16 protein-coding genes are annotated in these 19,050 nt (G+C 61.4%); 7 read left to right on the top strand and 9 right to left on the bottom strand.

Annotated elements, in window-relative coordinates; translation table 11 throughout:
* Positions 1-75 precede the first annotated feature (75 nt).
* From phaZ to ABTV29_RS29160, 8 genes are all read right to left on the bottom strand, one after another.
* A complete protein-coding gene (gene phaZ / locus ABTV29_RS29195) occupies positions 76-930 on the bottom strand; it encodes a poly(3-hydroxyalkanoate) depolymerase (RefSeq protein ID WP_433767977.1) in 855 nt (284 codons plus the stop codon).
* A 172-nt stretch (positions 931-1,102) separates the two neighbouring features.
* The gene (phaC, locus tag ABTV29_RS29190) at positions 1,103-2,782 is read right to left on the bottom strand and encodes a class II poly(R)-hydroxyalkanoic acid synthase (protein ID WP_433767976.1); all 1,680 of its coding nucleotides are present in this window, start codon (positions 2,780-2,782) and stop codon (positions 1,103-1,105) included.
* Between the two features lie 257 nt (positions 2,783-3,039).
* A complete protein-coding gene (locus ABTV29_RS29185; RefSeq protein ID WP_433767975.1) occupies positions 3,040-3,411 on the bottom strand; it encodes a gamma-butyrobetaine hydroxylase-like domain-containing protein in 372 nt (123 codons plus the stop codon).
* Between the two features lie 143 nt (positions 3,412-3,554).
* Complete coding sequence (gene hslU, locus ABTV29_RS29180) at positions 3,555-4,892, bottom strand: HslU--HslV peptidase ATPase subunit (RefSeq protein WP_433767974.1); 1,338 nt, start codon at positions 4,890-4,892, stop codon at positions 3,555-3,557.
* 52 nt (positions 4,893-4,944) lie between these two features.
* Positions 4,945-5,484 carry an ATP-dependent protease subunit HslV gene (gene hslV / locus ABTV29_RS29175; RefSeq protein ID WP_150771882.1) on the bottom strand — a complete coding sequence of 180 codons (540 nt, stop codon included), beginning with the start codon at positions 5,482-5,484 and terminating at the stop codon, positions 4,945-4,947.
* A gap of 231 nt (positions 5,485-5,715) precedes the next feature.
* Entirely contained in the window at positions 5,716-6,426 is a 711-nt protein-coding gene (locus ABTV29_RS29170; RefSeq protein WP_433767973.1) for an SPOR domain-containing protein, read from the bottom strand.
* 1 nt (position 6,427) lies between these two features.
* Positions 6,428-8,164, bottom strand: coding sequence for an arginine--tRNA ligase (gene argS, locus ABTV29_RS29165; protein ID WP_433767972.1), 1,737 nt, complete (start codon positions 8,162-8,164; stop codon positions 6,428-6,430).
* Between the two features lie 217 nt (positions 8,165-8,381).
* Positions 8,382-10,601, bottom strand: coding sequence for a primosomal protein N' (locus ABTV29_RS29160; protein WP_433767971.1), 2,220 nt, complete (start codon positions 10,599-10,601; stop codon positions 8,382-8,384).
* Between the two features lie 282 nt (positions 10,602-10,883).
* Between ABTV29_RS29160 and rpmE the strand changes: the two genes are divergently transcribed.
* From rpmE to ABTV29_RS29145, 3 genes are all read left to right on the top strand, one after another.
* Complete coding sequence (gene rpmE, locus ABTV29_RS29155) at positions 10,884-11,102, top strand: 50S ribosomal protein L31 (RefSeq protein ID WP_007975586.1); 219 nt, start codon at positions 10,884-10,886, stop codon at positions 11,100-11,102.
* Between the two features lie 35 nt (positions 11,103-11,137).
* A complete protein-coding gene (locus tag ABTV29_RS29150) occupies positions 11,138-11,929 on the top strand; it encodes a thermonuclease family protein (RefSeq protein ID WP_433767970.1) in 792 nt (263 codons plus the stop codon).
* A gap of 179 nt (positions 11,930-12,108) precedes the next feature.
* The gene (locus tag ABTV29_RS29145; protein ID WP_433767969.1) at positions 12,109-13,377 is read left to right on the top strand and encodes a malic enzyme-like NAD(P)-binding protein; all 1,269 of its coding nucleotides are present in this window, start codon (positions 12,109-12,111) and stop codon (positions 13,375-13,377) included.
* Positions 13,378-13,610: 233 nt separating this feature from the next.
* Here the strand turns inward: ABTV29_RS29145 and ABTV29_RS29140 are convergent, their stop codons facing one another.
* The gene (locus ABTV29_RS29140) at positions 13,611-16,052 is read right to left on the bottom strand and encodes a penicillin-binding protein 1A (protein ID WP_433772061.1); all 2,442 of its coding nucleotides are present in this window, start codon (positions 16,050-16,052) and stop codon (positions 13,611-13,613) included.
* Positions 16,053-16,268: 216 nt separating this feature from the next.
* Here ABTV29_RS29140 and ABTV29_RS29135 point away from each other — a divergent pair, with 216 nt between their 5' ends.
* Genes ABTV29_RS29135 through ABTV29_RS29120 form a run of 4 tightly spaced genes read left to right on the top strand, consistent with a single transcriptional unit; the run spans position 16,269 to position 19,040 of the window.
* Positions 16,269-17,330 (top strand): pilus assembly protein PilM, encoded by a 1,062-nt coding sequence (locus tag ABTV29_RS29135; RefSeq protein ID WP_433767968.1) that lies wholly within the window; start codon positions 16,269-16,271, stop codon positions 17,328-17,330.
* The gene (locus tag ABTV29_RS29130; RefSeq protein ID WP_433767967.1) at positions 17,330-17,896 is read left to right on the top strand and encodes a PilN domain-containing protein; all 567 of its coding nucleotides are present in this window, start codon (positions 17,330-17,332) and stop codon (positions 17,894-17,896) included. Before ABTV29_RS29135 ends, ABTV29_RS29130 begins: the two co-directional genes overlap by 1 nt.
* Positions 17,893-18,516: a type 4a pilus biogenesis protein PilO gene (pilO, locus tag ABTV29_RS29125; protein ID WP_433767966.1), complete on the top strand. Its 624-nt coding sequence runs from the start codon at positions 17,893-17,895 to the stop codon at positions 18,514-18,516. Before ABTV29_RS29130 ends, pilO begins: the two co-directional genes overlap by 4 nt.
* The gene (locus ABTV29_RS29120) at positions 18,513-19,040 is read left to right on the top strand and encodes a pilus assembly protein PilP (RefSeq protein WP_433767965.1); all 528 of its coding nucleotides are present in this window, start codon (positions 18,513-18,515) and stop codon (positions 19,038-19,040) included. Before pilO ends, ABTV29_RS29120 begins: the two co-directional genes overlap by 4 nt.
* Positions 19,041-19,050: the final 10 nt, after the last annotated feature.

Here is a 19,050-nt window from a genome sequence, read left to right as displayed (position 1 = left end):
ACCATAGACGCTGTATCGGGTTGTTGCGCGGCGCGGCGTCCTGCCGTCCCCTTTGCATCAAGGCCAGCGGCTCGATCAACCGCCCAAAGGTGCCGGGCGCGGATGCATCACCGCACGCTGCCGCTCCTCCTGGAGAAACTTCATGATGATCGGCGCCACGGCTTCTGCCCGGGTAATCAGGAACAGATGCCCGTCGTCGATGATGTGCAATTGGGCGTTGGGAATCCGCCAGGCCAGCAGGCGCATGTTGACCAGCGGGATCAGCGGATCGTCGTCGCCAGCCAGGACCAGGGTCGGCTGGTTGATCTTGTGCAGCCAGTGAATGCTGGTCCAGCCAAGGCCGGCGAACAATTGCCAGTAGTAGCCCAGCTTGCCCGCCGAACGCACCTTGGCCGCGTGGTTCGCGGCCAGCGTCGGGTCACGGCGGAACGCGCCGCCGTAGATCATCGGCGCGATGCGGATCACGTGGGAAGGCTGGATGTAGCGGCGCGGGCTGGCCATCATCCACAGCACTTTCGGCTTGCCCGGTACCATCACCGCGCCAGCGGCCGTCGCCGCCAGCACCAGCTTCTTGCAGCGTTCCGGGTAGTCATAGGCAAACTGCTGGGCCAGCGCGCCACCCCAGGAAACGCCGATCGCATTGACCTGTCCGTAGTCGAGGTAGTCGAGCATGCGGGCCGTGAGTTTCGCCAGGCCCGGAAACCGGTACGGACGATTGGGCGTCGACGAGCCGCCGACACCGGGTACATCGAACGCGATGACTTCCAGGTCCGGGTCCAGCGCCGCGACAAACGGAAACACCAGCTCAAGGTTGGCGCCGATGCCGTTGAAAATCAGCAAGGGCGTCAAGTGAGGCTTGCCGGGGCGCACCGCCGTGCGGAGGGTCTGGCCATCCAGTTCGACGGTACGGAATATGAACGGTTGCGGCATGCTCTGGCCCTGTGGATCTCTCAAATTCTTCCTCGATCCCTATCCCTCTGTAGGAGCGAGCATGCTCGCGATGGACTCGAAAACATCGCGGGGTTTCAGATCCCCCGCGTCATCGTTAACGCCCATCGCGAGCATGCTCGCTCCTACACCGGGGTAGGGCGAGGCGTGTCAGTTACCGCTCATGCACATAAGTACCCGGCGCGGCTTCGCCCGCCGGATGAGCCTTGTTGCCCAACTTCAAAGGCGCCTTTTTCAGCTCGCCCGAGCGCTCGGCCAGCCAGGCGTGCCAGTGCAGCCACCAGGAGTCGGTGTGCTTGGTGGAGTTCTCCTGCCATTCTTCGGCAGTGTCCGCCGCTTCGCTGTTGGTCATGTAGCGGGATTTCGGATTGCCCGGCGGGTTCAGGATGCTCTGGATATGGCCGCTGCTGGACAGCACGAACTCGACATTGCCGCCAAACAGATGCGCCGACTTGTAGCAGGACTTCCACGGGGTGATGTGGTCGGTGGTGCCGGCCAGGGAAAAGATGTCGGCCTTCACTTGCTTGAGGTCAATCGGCGTGCCGCACACTTCCAGTGCATTCGGGCGGATCAACGGGTTGTTTTTGAACAACTCGATCAGGTCGCCGTGAAACGCTGCGGGCAGTCGCGTGGTGTCGTTGTTCCAGAACAGGATGTCGAACACCGGCGGCTCGTTGCCCAGCAGGTAGTTGTTGACCCAATAGTTCCAGATCAGATCGTTGGGGCGCATCCAGGCGAAGACTTTCGCCATGTCGCGGCCTTCCAGCACGCCTGCCTGATAGGAGTGGCGCTTGGCGGCTTCCAGGGTCTGCTCGTTGACGAACAGGGCGACATCGGTGTCCAGGGTGGTGTCGAGCACGCTCACCAGCAGGGTGAGGGCGTTGACCTTGTTCTCGCCGATCGCGGCATAGTGGCCCAGCAGTGCGGTGCAGGTGATGCCGCCGGAGCAGGCGCCGAGCATGTTCACGTCTTTGCTGCCGGTGATCGCAGTGACCACATCGACCGCTTCCTTGAGTGCCTCGATGTAGGTCGACAGGCCCCACTCGCGCTGCTCCTTGGTGGGGTTGCGCCAGCTGACAATGAAGGTCTGCACGTTGCTGCGCAGGCAGAAGCGCGCCAGGCTTTTTTCCGGGCTGAGGTCGAAAACGTAGAATTTGTTGATCTGTGGCGGTACCACCAGCAGCGGACGCTCATGGACCTGCTCGGTGGTCGGCTTGTACTGGATCAGCTCCAGCACATCGTTGCGAAACACCACCGCGCCTTCGGACACACCCAGGGTCTTGCCGACCTCGAAAGCGCCCATGTTGACCTGGCTCGGCATGCCATTGTTGTGCACCAGGTCCTTGGCCAAATGCGAAAGACCATCGAGCAGGCTCTTGCCGCCGGTTTCGAAGAAGCGTTTGACCGCCGCCGGGTTGGCCGCGCTGTTGGTCGGGGCCATGGCTTCGGTCATGAGGTTGATCACGAAGTGCCCACGGCTGACATCCTTGGCTGGCAGGTTACTGTCGTCGATCCAGTCGTGAAGCTCCTTGCGCCACGCCAGATAGGTTTGCATATAACGTTTGTAGAGCGGGTTCTGGCTCCAGGCCGGATCGGCGAAGCGACGGTCATCGCCTGCCGGTTGCAGCCCGGATTTGCCGAGCAGTACGTTTTTGAGTTCCAGACCGAAATGCGCGACATGCTTGGCGCTGTGAATCGGTTGTTTGATGGCCTGTCTGAGCACCATTCGAGCAGAAGCCAGTAGATCCTTTCCACGCAGCCCAACGACAGGATTCAGACCCAGGGTGTTTTCCGAGGCCTGATACTTCAAGTCATCGTTATTCTCTTTACTCATCTACGACGCTCCATTGTCCTGAGACGAGTACCCGGTCCTGCTGCACAGTCACTCAGCAAATACCTGGTACCGAACTCGGGTGACCGTTAAGACTGCACCGCTGCTTTTTGTTCGCAGAGAGCACTGCAGGGAACTTGCCAGCTCCATTGGTTACCCGAGTTTAATTTTTTTCGCAAGCAGGCCCGTTGCTTGCCTTGGAGCGGAGCATTCAAACAGATGAAATTAGAAAATGCCTTCTAATGAACAAGAGGCTCGGTCTAGAGCATCAGCTTGACGACAGACTCGTTCGGGTCGCGGGATTTTCCGGCGGTTTTGAGCTCGGCCAGGTAATCCTCCCAGAGTGCGTCATAACGTCGCCCCAGTTCGTAGAGGTATTCCCAGGTGAACAGGCCGCTGTCGTGGCCATCGTCGAAGGTCAATTTCAGTGCGTACTGACCGGCCGGTTCCAGCTTGGTCAGTCCTACGTTGATCTTGCCAAATTGCAGGATGGGTTTGCCGTGGCCCTGGACCTCGGCGGAGGGAGAGTGCACGCGCAGGAACTCGGCGGGCAGGGTGTATTCCTCGCCGGACGCGTACTTGAGCGTCAGGGTTTTCGAGGCTTTGTGCAGTTTGATGTCGGTGGGGATCATGACCGGATGTCCGTCTTGTGCGGAGCCTTGTGGGAGCGAGCCTGCTCGCGATAGCGCTGCAACAGTCAACACAGGGGTTGAATGTACCGCCGTCATCGCGAGCAGGCTCGCTCCCACAGTTCCGCTACGTCTGTAAGAGTTGCTTACAGGATATAACGGGACAGGTCTTCGTTCTGCGCCAATTCACCGAGGTGGTTGTTGACGTAGTCGGCGTCGATCTGGATCGCCTTGTCATCGTGGGCGCTGGCCAGGTCGCCGGCGCTGAAGGACACCTCTTCAAGCAGACGTTCGAGCAAGGTGTGCAGGCGACGGGCACCGATGTTTTCGGTTTTCTCGTTGACCTGCCAGGCGATCTCCGCGATGCGCTTGATGCCGTCCGGCTGGAACTCGATGGACAGGCCTTCGGTTTTCAGCAGAGCGCAGTATTGCTCGGTGAGCGAAGCGTGCGGCTCGCTGAGAATGCGCTCGAAGTCCTGCGGCGACAGGGCCTTGAGCTCAACGCGAATCGGCAGGCGGCCTTGCAGCTCTGGCACCAGGTCGCTTGGCTTGCTCAGGTGGAATGCACCGGAAGCAATGAACAGGATGTGGTCGGTCTTGACCATGCCCAGCTTGGTGTTGACGGTACAGCCTTCGATCAGCGGCAGCAGGTCGCGCTGTACGCCTTCACGGGACACATCGGCGCCGCCGACGTTACCGCGCTTGGCGACCTTGTCGATTTCGTCGATGAACACGATGCCGTGCTGTTCGACCGCTTCCAGGGCCTTGGCCTTCAACTCTTCATCGTTGACCAGGCGGCTGGCTTCTTCATCGCGCACCAGCTTCAGCGCTTCCTTGACCTTGAGCTTGCGGCTCTTGCGCTTGCCCTTGCCCATGTTGGCGAACAGGCTCTGCAGCTGATTGGTCATCTCTTCCATGCCCGGAGGCGCGGAGATATCGACGCCGGACATTTCGGCGACTTCGATTTCGATTTCCTTGTCATCCAGCTGGCCTTCGCGCAGGCGCTTGCGGAACAGCTGGCGGGTGTTGGAATCGGAGGTCGGGGCATCGTCGCTGCTGAAGCCCATGCGTGCCGGTGGCAGCAGCGCGTCGAGGATGCGCTCTTCGGCGGCGTCTTCGGCGCGGTGGCGAACCTTGGTGATTTCCTGTTCGCGCAGCAGTTTGATCGCGGCGTCAGCCAGGTCACGAATGATCGATTCGACGTCGCGACCGACATAACCGACTTCGGTGAACTTGGTGGCTTCGACTTTGATGAACGGCGCGTTGGCCAGTTTGGCCAGGCGACGAGCGATCTCGGTTTTACCGACACCGGTCGGGCCGATCATCAGGATGTTTTTCGGGGTGACTTCTACGCGCAGCTCTTCAGGAAGCTGCATCCGGCGCCAGCGGTTGCGCAGGGCAATGGCGACGGCGCGCTTGGCATCGTCCTGGCCGATGATATGGCGATTGAGTTCGTGGACGATTTCACGGGGAGTCATGGACATAATATTTGACGGACCTTAAACAAGTGAGTCGTGGCATGCGGCCGAAACAGACTTACTCGTCGCCTTTGGCGCAGTCCTGCTCCTCAATGGTCTGAGTGTGGTTGGTGAATACGCAGATGTCGCCGGCGATGCCGAGAGCGGTCTCGACGATTTCCCGGGCGGACAGGTCGGTTTTCTTCAGCAGTGCGCTGGCGGCGGCCTGGGCATAGGCGCCACCGGAACCCATGGCGATCAGGCCGTTTTCCGGCTCGACCACGTCACCGTTGCCGGTGATGATCAGGGAGGCATCCTTGTTGGCGACCGCGAGCATGGCTTCGAGGCGGCTCAGGGAGCGGTCGGTGCGCCATTCTTTGGCGAGCTCGACGGCGGCGCGAACCAGATGGCCCTGATGTTTTTCCAGCTGGCCTTCGAAGCGTTCGAAAAGGGTAAAGGCGTCAGCCGTGGCGCCGGCGAAACCGGCAAGGACTTCACCGTGGTACAGGCGACGGACTTTCTTGGCGTTGCCTTTCATCACGGTATTGCCGAGAGAAACCTGGCCGTCGCCGCCCATGACGACTTTGCCTTGGCGGCGAACTGAAACGATGGTGGTCAAGGGAAGAGTCTCCACGCAGCTGGGCGAAAGTGCCTTATGCCAACCCATATGGGGGTGTAGGAAAAGATTTCAACTGTGGGGCGGGAGAGGGGACGAGCGGTGTAGGACGGGGGATGGTGTGTTGTCAGTTCTGGCGCCATCGCGGGCAAGCCTTGCTCCTACAGGAGTCACGCAACTCCTGTAGGAGCAAGGCTTGCCCGCGATGAACGATTACACAGTTTTTCGGTGGGATCAGCGGCTCTGGCGTTGTTGTAACAACAGATTGCTAAACCCGGCGCCGGACAGTTGTTTCTGTGCGGTAGTCAATTGTTCGCGATTGCTGAACGGACCTACCAATACCCGATACCAGGTCTCGTCCTTCACCGTACCGGACTCCACCGCCACGGCCTGGCCGAGCAGGATGATCTGGGCCCGAACCTTGTCGGCATCAGCTTCCTTGCGGAACGAGCCGGCCTGCAGGAAGAACTTGGTCACCGGCGCGGCCTTGGCGACTGGCGGCGCAGGTGGCGGCGTGATCCCGGACAGCGCGGCCTGGGCGCGGGCCGTGTCGATCTTCGCCGCTTCCGCCGGGGTAACCGGCGTGGTCGGAACGGCCGGCACTTGCGGTGTCGGCAAGGTTTTTTCCGGCACGGCATCCGGCGGCACGATCACTTCCGATTCCGGCAGCAGGGTGTAGAAGTCGTACTTCGGCTTCACTGGCTGCGTCGGGCTCGGCGGGGTCTTGTTGGCCTCGGCGATCTTGGTGGCTTTCTGCTGCTGCTCGACCTTCTCGCGCTTGACCGTATCGCTGCCCTTGCCCGGCTCCAGCTTCATCAGGAATACGATGAAGGCACCGACCGTCAGGCCGATGGCCATCCACAGCCAACCCGGAATCGGTTGTTTCGCTGGAGCTTGGTAACGGCTGGCGCCACGCTTGGGTGCAGGTTTTTTCTTGGCAGCCAACTTACATGCGCTCCAGGGTTTCCAGGCCCAGCAGCTCCAGGCCTTGCTTGAGAGTACGGCCGGTCAGCGCAGCGAGGCGCAGGCGGCTCTGCATTTGTTCCGGGGTCTCGGCGGCGAGGATCGGGCAGTTCTCGTAGAAGCTGGAGAACAGGCCGGCGACGTCGTACAGGTAGGTGCACAGAATGTGCGGCGTGCCCTTCTCGGATACGTTGTTCAGCACTTCGCCGAACTGCGCGAGTTTCGCCGCCAGTTCCAGTTCGTGCGGGGCGTCGAGAACGATCTGCCCTTCGACTTCGCTGAAGTCCTTGCCCAGCTTGCGGAACACGCCGGCCACGCGGGTGTAGGCGTACAGCAGGTATGGCGCGGTGTTGCCTTCGAAATTCAGCATCAGGTCGAAGTTGAAGCTGTAGTCGCTGGTGCGGTGTTTCGACAGGTCGGCGTATTTCACTGCGCCGATGCCGACGACTTTGGCGATGTTGCGCAGATCGGCCTCGGCCAGCTCCGGGTTCTTGTCCTTCACCAGGGTGTAGGCGCGTTCCTGGGCTTCGGTGAGCAGGTCGATCAGCTTCACGGTGCCGCCGTCGCGGGTCTTGAACGGACGGCCGTCGGCGCCGTTCATGGTGCCGAAGCCCATGTGCTCCATTTCCATCGGGTGCGTCACGAAGCCGGCCTTGCGTGCCACGGCGAACACTTGCTGGAAGTGCAGGGCCTGGCGCTGGTCGACGAAGTACAGGGCGCGATCGGCCTTGAGCTTGCCGCTGCGGTAGCGCACGGCGGCCAGGTCGGTGGTGGCGTAGAGGTAGCCGCCGTCCGCCTTGACGATGATCACCGGCAGCGGGTCGCCATCGGCGTTCTTGAATTCGTCGAGGAACACGCACTGGGCGCCGTTGCTTTCGACCAGCATGCCGGCGGCCTTGAGGTCGTTGACCACGTTGATCAGGTCGTCGTTGTAGGCGCTTTCGCCCATCACGTCGGCCATGGTCAGCTTGACGTTCAGCAGCTCGTAGATTTTCTGGCAGTGGGACAGCGAGATGTCCTTGAACTTGGTCCACAGCGCCAGGCAATCAGGGTCGCCGGCCTGCAGCTTGACCACCAGGCCACGGGCGCGGTCGGCGAACTCTTCGGATTCGTCGAAGCGCTGCTTGGCTGCGCGGTAGAAGTTCTCCAGGTCCGACAGCTCGTCGCTGGTGATCGGGTTTTCCTGAAGATAGGCCATCAGCATGCCGAACTGGGTGCCCCAGTCGCCGACGTGGTTCTGACGGATCACGGTATCGCCGAGGAATTCGAGCACGCGAGCGACGCCGTCGCCGATGATGGTCGAGCGCAAGTGGCCGACGTGCATCTCTTTGGCCAGGTTCGGCGCGGACAGGTCGACCACGGTGCGCTGCACAGGGCCGGCCTTGCGCACGCCGATGTTGGCGTCGGCCAGCGCGGCGTCCAGGCGGGAAGCCAGGGCCTGGGTGTTCTGGAAGAAGTTGAGGAAGCCGGGACCGGCGATTTCGGCCTTGGAGACGTTCTCGTCAGCCGGCAGCGCGGCGATGATTTTTTCCGCCAGGTCGCGTGGCTTCATGCCGGCCGGCTTGGCCAGCATCATGGCGATGTTGCTGGCGAAGTCGCCGTTCTTCTTGTCGCGGGAGTTCTCCACCTGGATCGCCGGCGACAGGCCTTCAGGCAACACACCTTCGTTGACGAGTTGGGTGATGGCTTGTTGGATCAGCTGGCGAATGGTGTCTTTCATGGTCTTCTCTTTCGACCGCAGGCGCGGCGGCGCATCGTGCGCTGGTGGAAAAACTGGGCATTATCCGTTGCGAAGGCGGGCTTGCCAACTATAGCGGGCAGGTTGTGGATATGCGGTGTCAAATCGATTGCTATCGCGAGCAGGCTCGCTCCTACAGTGGAACTGCGTAAACAAAACTAATGTGGGAGCGAGCCTGCTCGCGAAAGCAATTCCAAAATCAATACAGATCGACGGGATCGACGTCCAGCGACCAGCGCACCGCCCGTCCGCTCGGCATCTGCTCCAGCACCAGCAACCAATTGGCCAGCAACCGGTGCAACGGCGCCCGAGCGTTGGCCTGCAATAGTAGCTGGGCACGGTAGCGCCCGGCCCGACGCTCCATCGGCGCCGGCACCGGCCCCAGGAGTTCAATGCCGGTCAGATTCTGTTCGGCCAGCAGACGCTCGGCCTCGCTGCACGCCTCATCGAGAAATCCTTCAGCCTGACCCGGTTTATGCGCCTCGGCCCGCAACAGTGCCAGGTGCGCGAACGGCGGCAAGCCCGCCGCGCGGCGCTCGCTCAAGGCCTGCTCGGCAAAGGCGAAGTAACCCTGCTCGGTCAATTGCACCAGCAGGGGGTGATCCGCCAGGTGCGTCTGGATGATGACCTTGCCGGGTTCTTCGGCCCGTCCGGCGCGCCCGGCGACCTGGACGATCAGTTGCGCCATGCGCTCGCTGGCGCGGAAGTCGCCGGAAAACAGGCCGCCGTCGGCATCGAGAATCGATACCAGCGTCACCCGTGGGAAATGGTGGCCCTTGGCGAGCATTTGCGTGCCCACCAGAATGCATGGCTGGCCCTTCTGGATGGTCGCGAACAGCTGGTTCATCGCGTCTTTGCGCGATGTGCTGTCACGATCGACCCGCAAGACCGGGTAGTCCGGAAACAGGATCGCCAGGCGTTCTTCGGCTCGTTCGGTGCCGGCGCCCACCGGACGCAAATCGACCTTGTTGCACTTCGGGCACTGGCGCGGCACGCGTTCGACGTAACCGCAATGGTGGCAGCGCAGTTCGCCGTAGCGCTGATGCACGGTCATGCGTGCATCGCAGCGTTGGCATTCGGACATCCAGCCGCAGTCGTGGCACAGCAGCGTGGGGGCGAAACCGCGGCGGTTGAGGAACACCAGCACTTGCTGGCCGGCCGCGAGGGTCTGGCCAATCGCCTGTTGCATCGGCCCGGAAATGCCGCTGTCCAGCGGGCGGCTTTTTACGTCCAGGCGCAGGAAGCGCGGCTGCTTGGCGCCGCCGGCGCGGTCGTTGAGTCGTAGCAGGCCATAGCGGCCGGTGTAGGCGTTGTGCAGGCTTTCCAGTGACGGTGTGGCCGAGCCAAGCACAATCGGGATGTTTTCCTGTCGGGCGCGGACCAGCGCCAGATCCCGGGCGTGATAGCGCAGGCCTTCCTGCTGTTTATAAGAGCCGTCGTGCTCTTCATCGATAATGATCAGCCCCGGATTTTTCATCGGCGTGAACAGCGCCGAACGGGTGCCGATAATGATGTCGGCCTCGCCATCCCGGGCTGCGAGCCAGGCGTCGAGGCGTTCGCGATCGTTGACTGCCGAGTGAAGCAGGGCAATACGCGCATTGAAGCGCTGCTCGAAACGCGCCAGGGTCTGCGGGCCGAGGTTGATTTCCGGGATCAATACCAGCGCCTGTTTGCCGGCTTCCAGGGTTTGGCGAATCAGCTGCAAATACACTTCGGTCTTGCCGCTGCCGGTGACGCCGGCCAGCAGAAAGGCGTGATAACTGTCGAACCCGGCGCGAATCGCTTCGCAAGCGGCGCTTTGTTCCGCATTGAGCGGCAGCTCCGGCTGGGCCAGCCAGTGTTCGTGGCGGGCGCCGGGCGCATGGCGACGGACTTCGACTTGCACCAGATCCTTGGCCAGCAGCAAATCGAGGCTGTCCTTGCTCAACATCAGTTTGCTCAGCAACTGATGGGCGACGCCATGGGGATGCTGGGCCAGTGTCGCCAGGGCCTCACGCTGACGCGGGGCGCGGGCGATGCGTGGATCATCGAGCCTGGCGCCGGGAGCGACGGACCAGAAGCGTTCCTGGCGCGCTTCGGCCAGTTCACCCTGGCGCAGCAACACCGGCAGTGCCCAGCTCAGGGTGTCGCCGAGGCTGTGCTGATAATACTGGGCGGTCCACTGGCACAGCTTGAACAGCGCGGGCGGCAGCGGTGGGGTGGCATCGAGCAGCGCCAGGGCGCGTTTGAGTTTTTCCGCCGGCACTTCGCTGGTCTCGGTGACCTCCACCAGGATTCCGATCATCTCCCGCCGGCCGAACGGCACCCGCAGGCGCATGCCGGGATGCAGCCGGGCACGCAGGACCCCAGCCGGTGCCCGATAGTCGAACAGGCGGCGCAGCGGCGAAGGCAGGGCAAGGCGCAAAATGGCGTCGGGCACGCGGGGGATTCTCGATAAACAAAGAAGGGTAACGCATGTCCTGTGGGAGCGAGCTTGCTCGCGATGAGGCCCTGTCAGCCAGCATTTGCGTCGCCTGACACGGCGCTATCGCGAGCAAGCTCGCTCCCACAGAGGGATGTGCTTGGGGCCGGGAGCCTAGCAGACGGTCGGTAGAAGCGACAGCTTGCGCGATTGGCATTGTCTGGTAGAATCCGCGGCCTAATTACGTGCGGTATTCAACAATAGTGTTGGGTGGCGGCACGCTAGCCTGAGGAAGACACCATGAAAGCTGATATCCATCCAGAATACCCAGCAGTTGCTGTTACCTGCAGCTGCGGCAACAAGTTCGAAACTCGTTCGACCTTCGGCAAAGCCCTGGCGATCGACGTTTGCAACGAATGCCACCCGTTCTACACCGGTAAGCAAAAGACTCTGGACACTGGCGGCCGCGTTCAGAAGTTCGCCGACCGTTTCGGTGCTTTCGGCGCGAAAAAGGCCTAAGGCCTCTCAACTTGGGAAGCCGTCACGGTTTTTCCATGCTGATGAAAAAGGCGTCCCTTGTGGGCGCCTTTTTTGTGTCCGCAATTTGGCTCTCCACTGCACAGGCTTTCTGTCCGGCGCCGAGCGCCCTGACTCTCGTGGCGGTACAGCGGGTGGTGGATGGTGACACGCTGCGCCTGGACGATGGCCGCAGCGTACGCATGATCGGCTTGAACACGCCGGAGCTGGGCAAGAAAGGCCGCTCCGATGAGCCGTTCGCCGTTGCCGCGCGCAAACGCCTCGAGGCCCTGGTGGCGGCGAGCGACGGGCGGGTAGGTTTGTTGCCCGGCAAAGAAAGCAAAGATCACTATGGCCGGACCCTGGCCCATGTCTACGGCGCCGACGGCGCCAATCTCGAAGCGCAAATGCTCGCCGAAGGCCTCGGTTTTCTGGTGGCGGTCCCGCCGAATGTCGATCTGGTCGCCTGCCAGCAGGCCGCCGAACGCAGTGCGCGTCAGGCGGGGCTTGGCGTGTGGCGCCAGTCGCCTGTACTGAAAGCAGATCAGATCAACACCGCCGGTTTTGCTGTGCTCAGCGGTCGTGTGAGCAAGGTTCAGCGCAATCGTGGCGGGATTTGGATCGAATTGCAGGATTCGGTTGTGTTGCGCGTTGCACCCAATTTCCTCGCCCGTTTCGATGCGAATTCGCTGCAAAAGCTCGAAGGCAAGCAAATCGAGGCGCGTGGCTGGGTGCTCGATCGTTCGCGCCGCGGCGGGCTCAAGGATGGTCAGGCACGCTGGATGTTGCCGCTGACCGATCCGGCGATGCTCGAAGTGACGTCGCGATAAAAAATTGTAGACATTTTTACTGTAGATTGTGAACAGTCTAGCCCTTGTGTTCCGTGGCTCTTGGCCAAAAGTCGTAGGGCAGGGCGGTTGACAGGGGTGACCGGGCAGTCTTGTGGGGATTTTGCGAGGCGCGTATCCTCGCTGACCAGTCTGTCCAACAGTAAAAGCGGAATGCCCACATGTCTGATTTGAAAACTGCCGCTCTCGAGTATCACGCCAATCCTCGTCCAGGAAAGCTGAGCGTCGAGCTCACCAAGCCTACCGCTACTGCCCGCGACCTGTCGCTGGCCTACAGCCCCGGCGTAGCCGAACCAGTGCGCGAAATCGCTCGCGACCCTGAGCTGGCCTACAAGTACACCGGCAAGGGCAACCTGGTTGCAGTCATTTCCGATGGCACCGCGATTCTCGGCCTGGGTAACCTCGGCCCATTGGCTTCCAAGCCAGTGATGGAAGGCAAGGGCGTGCTGTTCAAGCGCTTCGCCGGCATCGACGTTTTCGACATCGAAGTCGACTCCGAAAGCCCGCAAGCCTTCATCGACACCGTCAAGCGCATCTCCATCACCTTCGGTGGCATCAACCTGGAAGATATCAAGGCACCTGAGTGCTTTGAGATCGAACGCGCTCTGATCGAGCAGTGCGACATTCCGGTGTTCCACGATGACCAGCACGGCACCGCTATCGTGACCGCCGCCGGCATGATCAACGCCCTGGAAATCGCTGGCAAAACCCTGCCTGAAGCCAAGATCGTCTGCCTGGGTGCCGGTGCTGCTGCCATCTCCTGCATGAAGTTGCTGGTGAGCATGGGCGCCAAGGTCGAGAACATCTTCATGATCGACCGTACCGGTGTGATCCATGCTGGCCGTGACGACCTGAACCAGTACAAGGCGGTGTTCGCCCACGCCACCGAGAAACGCACACTGGACGACGCCATCGAAGGCGCCGACGTGTTCGTAGGCCTGTCGGGTCCGAACCTGCTGAGCCCTGAGCAACTCAAGCGCATGGCGGCCAACCCGATCGTCTTCGCATGCTCGAACCCGGATCCGGAAATTTCGCCAGAGCTGGCGCACGCCACCCGTAGCGACGTGATCATGGCAACCGGTCGTTCGGACTACCCGAACCAGGTCAACAACGTACTGGGCTTCCCGTTCATCTTCCGTGGTGCCCTGGACGTTCGCGCCAAGCGCATCAACGAAGAAATGAAAGTGGCTGCGGCCAACGCCCTGCGTGAACTGGCCAAGCTGCCAGTGCCTCAGGAAGTGTGCGACGCCTACGGCGGCATCAAGCTGGAATTCGGTCGTGAGTACATCATTCCGAAACCAATGGACGCACGCCTGATCACCCTGATCTCCGACGCAGTGGCCAAGGCCGCGATCGAGACCGGTGTGGCGACCCTGCCGTATCCGAAGCACTATCCGCTGAAAAGCGTGGATGACGTGTTCAACGGCTAAGTCGTTGTAGCGCTTCAACCAAAAGCCCCGGCTCTTGTGAGTCGGGGCTTTTTATTGCCTGCGGGTTATGTGGTGACTATCCGGCCGCCTTCGCGAGCAGGCTCGCTCCTACAGGGGAATGAGATCAACTGTGGGAGCGAGCCTGCTCGCGAAGGCGGCGTTACAGGAAACCCATAAACCAAAAAGCCCCGCCTTCTAGCGAAGGGCGGGGCTTTTTGTTTTGCATCATCGAATCAGAACAAATCGATCGGCGCCGCTTCATCCGCTGGCAGCGGGCTGCTTGGCGCATTGCCGTTACCCAGCTCGTTCACCGACGGTGGCGTGTCTTCGGCCTTGAACAGTTCGAAGTAGGCGCCAGGGGTGCCTGGGGTAGCTGCACGACCGCTGACCGGGTCGACACGCAGGCTCAGGATGCCTTCAGGCTCCTGTTGCGTATGCGGCGGCAGGCCCTTGAGCGCGGCGCCCATGTAGTTCATCCAGATCGGCAGAGCGACCGTACCGCCGAACTCTTTGCGACCCAGGCTCTCGGGCTGGTCGAACCCGGTCCACACGGTGGTCACGTAATCGGCGTTGTAGCCGGAGAACCATGCGTCCTTGGATTCGTTGGTGGTACCGGTCTTGCCGGCGATGTCGCTGCGGCCCAGGGCCAGGGCGCGGCGGCCGGTACCGAGTTTGATCACATCCTCGAGCATGCTGTTGAGAATGTAGGTCGTGCGGCCATCGACAATACGTTCAGCCACGGCTGGCGCTTGTGGTGTCGGCTGGCTGGCGGTCAGTGTGTCGCCCGGCGTGGCGTTGACCGTGAAGGCCTCGGCGACTGGCGCGGCAATACCGTCGCTGGCGGCGCCACCTTTCGGAACGCTCGGCGGGTTGGCGACGAACAGCGTATCGCCATTGCGGCTTTCGATCTTGTCGATGATGTACGGGGTGATCTTGTAACCGCCGTTGGCGAAGGTGCTCCAGCCGGTGGCGATCTCCATCGGGGTCAGGGTCGCGGTGCCCAGCGCCAATGAAAGGTTGGGCGGCAGATCCTGCTTGTTGAAGCCAAAGCGGGTGATGTAGTCGATGGTTTTGCCAACGCCCATGGCCTGCAGCAGGCGGATCGACACCAGGTTACGCGACTTGTACAGCGCCTCGCGCAGGCGGATCGGGCCAAGGAAGGTGTTGGTGTCGTTTTTCGGGCGCCAAACCTTGTCCAGGTATTCGTCGACGAACACGATCGGCGCGTCGTTCACCAGGCTGGCGGCGGTGTAGCCGTTATCCAGTGCGGCGCTGTAGACGAATGGCTTGAAGCTCGAACCCGGCTGGCGCTTGGCCTGCAACGCGCGGTTGTAGTTGCTCTGCTCGAAGGCAAAGCCGCCGACCAGCGAGCGGATCGCACCGTTCTGCGGGTCGAGGGACACCAGCGCGCCCTGGGCCTGCGGGATCTGGCTGAACTTCAGCGAGTCGTCCTGCTGGCGCTGTACGCGGATCAGGTCGCCGACCTGGGCCACATCCGACGGTTGCCTTGGGTTGGCGCCCATGCTGTTGGTGTTGAGGAACGGGCGGGCCCATTTCATGGTGTCCCAGCTGACGTGCTCATTGCCGGTGCGGGTCAGCACCTGCAGGCCGTTCTTGTCGACCTGGGTGACGATGGCCGGCTCAAGGCCGCTGATGGTGCGTTGCTTGGTCAGCTCGGTTGCCCATGCCTCGCGGGTCTTGCCCGGCAAGCGTGACTCCGGCCCACGATAGCCATGACGCTGGTCGTAGGTCATCAGGCCTTCATGGACGGCGGTGTTGGCCAGTTCCTGCAGATTGCTCGGGACGGTGGTAGTGACGCGGAAACCTTCGGTATAGGCGTCACTGCCGTAGCGGCCGACCATTTCGGCGCGGGCCATCTCGGCGATGTACGGGGCGTTAACTTCCGGCGTCGGCACGTGATAGCTGGCGTTCAGCGGTTCGTTGATCGCGGCGGTGTAATCGGCTTCGCTGATTTTGCCGAGCTTGTACATCCGCCCCAGGATCCAGTCGCGACGCTCTTTACTGCGGGCTGGGTTGGCGAGCGGGTTGAAGCGCGACGGGGCTTTCGGCAGGCCGGCAATCATCGCCATCTGCGCCAGGCTGACGTCACGAATCGACTTGCCGTAGTAAACCTGCGCCGCCGCCTCGATGCCGTAGGCGCGGTTGCCCAGATAGATCTTGTTGACGTACAGCTCGAGGATCTCGTCCTTGGTCAGCTGCCGTTCGATCTGCAGCGCCAGGAGAATTTCAGTGGTCTTGCGGGAAAAGCTGCGTTCGCTGGTCAGGAAGAAGTTCTTCGCCACCTGCATGGTGATGGTGCTGCCGCCGGACTGGATGTGCCCGCTTTTGACCAGTTGGGTGGCGGCGCGCATGAGACTGCTGGGGTCGACGCCGTAGTGATTGGCGAAGTTATCGTCTTCGGCACTCAGCAACGCATTGATGAAATTGGGTGGAATGTCGGCGAAACGGATCGGCGTGCGGCGCATTTCGCCGAATTCTGCGATCAACTTGTTGTCGCTGCTATAGACCCGCAGCGGAATCTGCAACTGAATGCTTCTCAGTGCCTCCACAGATGGCAATCCGGGGCTAAGGTAAAGAAACGCCCCGCTCAGACCCAGAAGCAGTCCGCAGAATATCGCGACGATGGACCAACCGAGAAATTTCAGCAGACGAATCAAGGCTTTTGGATATCCAGGGTAAAAATTGAATGAGGCATCAGGGTTCAGGTTAAAGGCGAACGACCCGCGCTTGAGAAAAGCGGAAAAAAACGCTGGGCATTATAAGCATTTTTCCGTCGCAGGCGTCATTGGCGGCTAATGTCAAGACGGGTGGATGGAACGCAATACACATTACAGAGTCCGTAACTCACGGATAGTCATAGGGAATTGCTAGTGCCAGGACTCTTCAACAAAAAGGCCAACACGCTTCTGGGTATCGACATCAGCTCCACATCGGTGAAATTGCTGGAGTTGAGCCGCCAGGGCGACCGCTATCGGGTCGAGGCTTACGCAGTCGAACCCCTGCCCGCCAATGCGGTGACCGAGAAAAACATCGCCGAGCTCGAAGGCGTTGGCCAGGCGCTCGCACGCGTGGTGACCAAGGCCAGGACCAGCCTCAAGAACGTTGCGGTGGCCGTCGCCGGGTCGGCGGTGATCACCAAGACCATCGAGATGGATGCCGGTCTTTCCGATGACGAGATGGAAAGCCAGCTGAAGATCGAGGCCGATCAGTACATCCCCTACCCGCTGGATGAAGTCGCCATCGATTTCGAAGTCCAGGGCGCGTCCGCGCGTAACCCCGAGCGGGTCAACGTGCTGCTCGCCGCCTGCCGCAAGGAAAACGTCGAAGTGCGTGAGGCCGCCCTGACCCTCGCCGGCCTGACTGCCCGTGTGGTCGACGTGGAGGCCTACGCCCTGGAGCGCTCCTTCGGCCTGCTGGCGAACCACACGATGGTTTCCCCGGAACGTTTGGTGGCGGTGGTCGACATCGGCGCGACCATGACGACCCTGAGCGTGCTGCTGGGTGGGCGGATCATCTATACCCGCGAACAGTTGTTCGGCGGTCGCCAGTTGACCGAAGAGATTCAGCGTCGATATGGCCTGACCGTCGAGCAGGCCGGGTTGGCCAAAAAGCAGGGCGGCTTGCCCAGCGACTACGTCAGCGCAGTCTTGCAGCCATTTCGTGAGGCCCTGGTGCAGCAGGTCTCGCGCTCATTGCAGTTTTTCTTTGCGTCCGGCCAGTACCACGCGGTCGACCATATTGTGCTGGCCGGCGGCACAGCCTCGGTCTCCGGGCTGGATCGACTGATCGAACAGCAGTTGGGCACGCCGACACTGGTGGCCAACCCGTTTGCCGACATGACCTTGAACACTAAGGTAAACGCCGCAGCGCTGGCCAGCGACGCGCCCGCCCTGATGATCGCCTGCGGGCTGGCCCTCAGGAGTTTCGACTGATGGCGCGGATCAATCTTTTACCCTGGCGCGAAGAGCTGCGCGAAGAGCGCCGCAAGCGCTTTCTGCTGATTCTGGTCGGTGTGCTGGTGGGCACGGCGGGCGCGGTGCTGATCGCAAACCAGGTGATCAGCAGCGCGATAGACCGACAGGTTGCGCGCAACAACTACATCGGCAAACAGATCGCCGTGGTCGACGAACGGATCAAGCAGATCAGCGATCTCAAGGCCCGTCGGCAGCAGTTGGTCGAACGCATGCGGATCATCCAGGACTTGCAGGGCAATCGGCCCATCAGTGGGCGAATTTTTGATCAATTGGCGCGGACCCTGCCGGACGGGGTGTATTTCACGGAGGTGAAAATGGACGGCAAAACCTTGTCCATCTCCGGCGCCGCGGAATCCAACAACCGTGTTTCCGACCTGATGCGCAATCTGGAGGCGTCGGACTGGTTCGATGCGCCCAGCCTGACGGAGGTGAAGGCGACTACCGCGGGCCAGGTTGACCAGGCCAACGTCTTCCAGCTGACCGTTCGTCAGACCCAGCCCGCTGTTGCGGAGGACGGCAAATGAATCTGTCCGGATGGCTGGAAGGGCTGCGCAGGATCGATATCAACGATCTGGATACCAACAACATCGGTTCATGGCCGCCGGCAATCAAGGTGGTGGTGGGCGCGTTGGTCATGGTGTTGGTGCTGGCGGTGGGTTACAGCTTTTCTACGAGCGAGCTCGAGAATCAGCTGAATCTCAAGCGCGAAGAAGAGTCGACGCTCAAGGAACAATTCGCCGACAAGTCCCGCATGGCGGCCAATCTCGAGCTCTACACCCAGCAGATGAAGGAAATGGAGAACTCATTTGGCGTGCTGCTGCGGCAATTGCCCAGTGACACCGAAGTCCCCGGCCTGCTGGAAGACATCACCCGCACCGGTCTTGGCAGTGGCCTGGAGTTCGAAGAGATCAAGCTGCTGCCCGAGGTCACCCAGCCTTTCTACATCGAGCTGCCGATCCAGATTACCGTCACCGGTGCCTATCACGACCTGGCCACTTTCGTCAGTGGCGTGGCCGGGCTGCCGCGCATCGTGACCCTGCATGATTTCGACCTGGCACCGGCCAATCCCGACGGCGGGCCGAAATTGCGCATGAGCATCCTCGCCAAGACCTATCGCTATAACGACAAGGGGCTGCATCCATGAGCCCGATACGCATGATTTTCATGGCTGCGACCCTGGCGGTCCTGGCCGGTTGTGGCGGCGGTGATGACTTCAGCGACCTCGACGCCTACATGAACGAAATGCGTCTGCGGGCGCCGGGCAAGATTGAACCAACGCCCACATTCCGGTCTTACCCGACATTCACCTACAACGCCGCCAACCTGCGCAGCCCCTTTTCGCGGCAGGTCAGGGTCGACCTGGCCGGCCAGAGGCACGGCTCGCGCAACGTCAAGCCGGACCCTGATCGGGTCAAGCAATACCTCGAGGGTTTCAACATCGAGCAGTTTGAAATGGTCGGCACGATCTCCAATGCATCGGGCTCCTTTGCGTTGTTGCGCGGGGCGGGCGGGGTGCACCGGCTGAAAGTCGGAGATTACCTGGGGCGCAACGACGGGCGGATCGTCGCCATCAATGCCACGCAAGTCGATGTGATCGAAATCGTCCCTGATGGCGAAGGTGCCTGGCTTGAGCGGCCGCGGACCATTCCTTTGAAAGAACACTCATAGTGGAACTCGA

Origin of the sequence: Pseudomonas putida, from assembly GCF_050989985.1 — a bacterium.
In the GTDB taxonomy this organism is placed as follows: Bacteria; Pseudomonadota; Gammaproteobacteria; order Pseudomonadales; family Pseudomonadaceae; genus Aquipseudomonas; species Aquipseudomonas putida_AI.
Note: the sequence above shows the minus strand (reverse complement) of the source record. Positions and strands in the feature narration are given on the sequence as shown.

Bases quoted from the DNA above. Each gene is read 5' to 3' on its own strand.
- hslU (WP_433767974.1), bottom strand. From the start codon at position 4,892: ATGTCCATGACTCCCCGTGAAATCGTCCACGAACTCAATCGCCATATC.
- ABTV29_RS29185 (WP_433767975.1), bottom strand. From the start codon at position 3,411: ATGATCCCCACCGACATCAAACTGCACAAAGCCTCGAAAACCCTGACG.
- argS (WP_433767972.1), bottom strand. From the start codon at position 8,164: ATGAAAGACACCATTCGCCAGCTGATCCAACAAGCCATCACCCAACTC.
- rpmE (WP_007975586.1), top strand. From the start codon at position 10,884: ATGAAAGCTGATATCCATCCAGAATACCCAGCAGTTGCTGTTACCTGC.
- phaC (WP_433767976.1), bottom strand. From the start codon at position 2,782: ATGAGTAAAGAGAATAACGATGACTTGAAGTATCAGGCCTCGGAAAAC.
- ABTV29_RS29120 (WP_433767965.1), top strand. From the start codon at position 18,513: ATGAGCCCGATACGCATGATTTTCATGGCTGCGACCCTGGCGGTCCTG.
- pilO (WP_433767966.1), top strand. From the start codon at position 17,893: ATGAATCTGTCCGGATGGCTGGAAGGGCTGCGCAGGATCGATATCAAC.
- phaZ (WP_433767977.1), bottom strand. From the start codon at position 930: ATGCCGCAACCGTTCATATTCCGTACCGTCGAACTGGATGGCCAGACC.
- ABTV29_RS29130 (WP_433767967.1), top strand. From the start codon at position 17,330: ATGGCGCGGATCAATCTTTTACCCTGGCGCGAAGAGCTGCGCGAAGAG.
- ABTV29_RS29150 (WP_433767970.1), top strand. From the start codon at position 11,138: ATGCTGATGAAAAAGGCGTCCCTTGTGGGCGCCTTTTTTGTGTCCGCA.
- ABTV29_RS29145 (WP_433767969.1), top strand. From the start codon at position 12,109: ATGTCTGATTTGAAAACTGCCGCTCTCGAGTATCACGCCAATCCTCGT.